The sequence below is a fragment of the Chromobacterium sp. FG22 genome (assembly GCF_057809415.1).
The window spans coordinates 1-2,992 of sequence record NZ_JBMDJX010000065.1 but is presented as its reverse complement, the minus strand read 5'-3'; the positions used below and the strand labels follow the sequence as shown (position 1 = coordinate 2,992).

Annotated in this window: 1 protein-coding gene; it reads right to left on the bottom strand. The window is 47.6% G+C overall.

Features of this window, described 5'->3' with window-relative positions; translation table 11 throughout:
• The coding region (locus ACODSD_RS24700; protein WP_488878601.1) for a calcium-binding protein at window positions 1-2,170 on the bottom strand (2,170 nt) is incomplete at its 3' end.
• Between the last annotated feature and the right edge of the window lie 822 nt (window positions 2,171-2,992).

Genomic DNA, 2,992 nt, shown 5'->3' with positions numbered 1-2,992 from the left:
TCACCGTCTTCACATCCTCCGGACGGATACCGGCGCCGAAGCGCAACTCGTCGCGGTAGCTGGGGTCGTTGTCGGCACTGTCCCGATAATTTTGTGCATTGTCCGTGATCTGATCCTGGCCATCGCCCAGATTGAACAGATAGACATCCTTGGCATAGCTACCCACCATTGTGTCGTTGCCCGTACCACCCTCGAAGGTATTGCCCGAGGCCCACCAGTCGGTCACCAAAGCATCATTGCCAGCCCCACCACGCATCGTATCGGCACCGGCTCCGCCATTGAGCACGTCATCGCCATCGCCGCCTTCCATCAAATCATTACCGGCGCCGCCATTCAAAACGTCATTACCACCGGCGCCAAAAATCTTATCGTCTCCATTTCCACCATTCAGCGTGTCATTAGCATCATCGCCAGCTAGTACCTTATGCTGCAAAACCTCTCTCGCCTCCAAAGGTAAGCCAGGCATCAGGGCTGCCAAATTTTCTCGATACGAATCGCGCAAGGAACTCGTGTAATTTCCCAGATGACCAATCATCTCGCTGAAGCGGTCTAGTTGCTTCAGCTTGCCCTGTGCTGCCAAGTCCTTGATAAATTCATTTGCAGCGGACCAGTCGATGCCAAACTGCTTGCGCTCTGCGTCATAACGAATGGAAATTTGATCCATGACGGGTTTGAACTCGGTCTGCGCCTGCAACTGGGCTTCAACATAGTTGGCAAATTTATCAAACTCGGCTTTCAATAGCGGTGCGGCTACGCCATGTGGATTGGGATCGTGCTCTCCCCAGCACCAAGTTCCGATGTAGCCTTCTCCAACAAGCTTCTCCAATGCCACCAATTGGCGCGCATCCATGACATGGCCGTAAATCTTGCTAGGATCGCGACTGTTCGGATCGACATTCGCCACGCCGGCCCATTGAAAGATCAAAGGCAATAGCAACTCCTTACGGGCCTCTGCTGTCGTCGCGACAACATATTGCTCAACCAGGCCTCGTAACTCCTTGTCGTTCAGCATGGCCTGACGCAAATCAGGCAAATCACCAAATCCTATGACATTCGGCAATTTAAGCAGCTCATCCGGCAACGCTTTGACGTCTAGGTCTTTAGAATCCGCATGGTTAACGGCAAACCAGACGTCAACCGCATCCGTGATGCGGCCATCTTGCCATTGCGCTTGGCTAGTCTGTTTGTGCTGGTTGCCAGCAGCATCGGTCTTGTTCTGTGTGGCATACTGCAAATTGAGTGAAACCAGTCCAGACTCGGCTAGCGTTTTCAACTCATCCGCACTGCTCACTCCATCGCTGTTTTTGTCTTGCCACAGTTTGAGTCTGGTCCAAGCCTCATCCTGACTATCCAGCTTGCCGTCTTTATTGCTATCCAACTCTGCCAAGGCATCGAAGCCATTGGCTGCTTTCTTACCGTTGGCCAATAATGTCTCATTGCCGAACAGCTCGCTGCCATTGTCGATCAGACCGTTTCCGTTTCGATCTAAGACCAACAAAGCATCATCTGCTCCTGCCCAACCCGTTTTCTCAGCGAATCGATTATTATTCAAATCAAAGTAAGTACCTTGCCCACGTGAGACTGTCTCGACACCATCGCCATCCAAATCAATAACAATAGGAGAAATAGCTTGTGCTGGCTTGCTAAAATCAGGAAATTCACTTGGACGACTCCAATCATGAACATTTTTGAAAAGCTTAGCAACCTTCCCTAAAAATTCACTTCCATCGCCCATTGGATCGCCCAAATCTTCAGCAGCCTTTTCGAACCATGATTTGGCTGAATTAACCATATCATTTACTTCTTTCGGAAAGAGATCCGCCCCCAAACCTATTACTCCTGCTGCAGTAACAACGGCTGCGGTAGGAATACCTGCAATAGTTACCACACCTCCAGCAACCAAAAAGGCAGCAACACCACCAACAATTGCCGAACTCGTTGAAATCATACTTGCAGCATCAATCTTTCCACTTTGGTACTTTTGTCCAAGATCCGCCATGCTCGCCCCCATCCCAATTACAGATAAAGCAGGAACATGTGGTGCCAATTTTGCTATTGCAGCTAATGCGCCGGTGGCAGCGGACACTGCTCCAGCATAGTTTCCATCTCTGACATTATTTGAAAAATTAGTCAACCCTGCTACTAACGCAGCCGTATCAGCTTTACTCATATCACACCTCACCCTTTAATATGACTTCTCACACTCTTGACATAAGGCATTGCTCGCCAAACAAGAAAAGCAAAAATACCGATAGATCCTCGAGCCATCCTCATCTTATCAACATCATCCAAATCAATCCTGTCAAACAACAAAAACACAAAAAGCAGACACAAGAAAAACCAAGAAAACCACATATAAATCTTTTGAGATACTCGCTCTACAGGATTTGAAACTTTGCATCCCCAAAAAAACCAACCACACCCAGGAAGCCTCCCATTCCTACATGCAAATTCATTCAGCTCGACTAGGCGCTGCATAATTTTGAAAAACAAGAATAAATTGAATAGAAGAATAATTTTACCCATACCAAACACCACCCCATTATATAAAATACAAACTCACGCGCCACGCCCATCCCCAATAAAACACTTCTTATTCTACGCCAAACAATTATCACCCCCATCCACCGACATTAAAACCACATCAGTTCCGACAAAAGACATGCATGTACTGTCAGCCTTTCAATTCCACCATCACATCTCAAGACCATAAACATGCAACACCGTCAAAAACTTTATCTCTGAGCACTTCACACATAAATCAGCCTCTCCCTTCATCAAAATGCCTAGCGACATAAGTACCGCTTTTCTTTATTTTCTATGTCACACTTTACCGATTCCAACGCGGTAACTTCCTCACAAAGTTGCCATTCTTTTATCCTCTTCCATTGATCAAGTTCACATCACAAGCCATACACTCCAAACTTAGGCAATCATTTCACTCCGCCGGCAAACCCAACAACCGTCGATAGCCCGCCAATCCCGCCTCCAC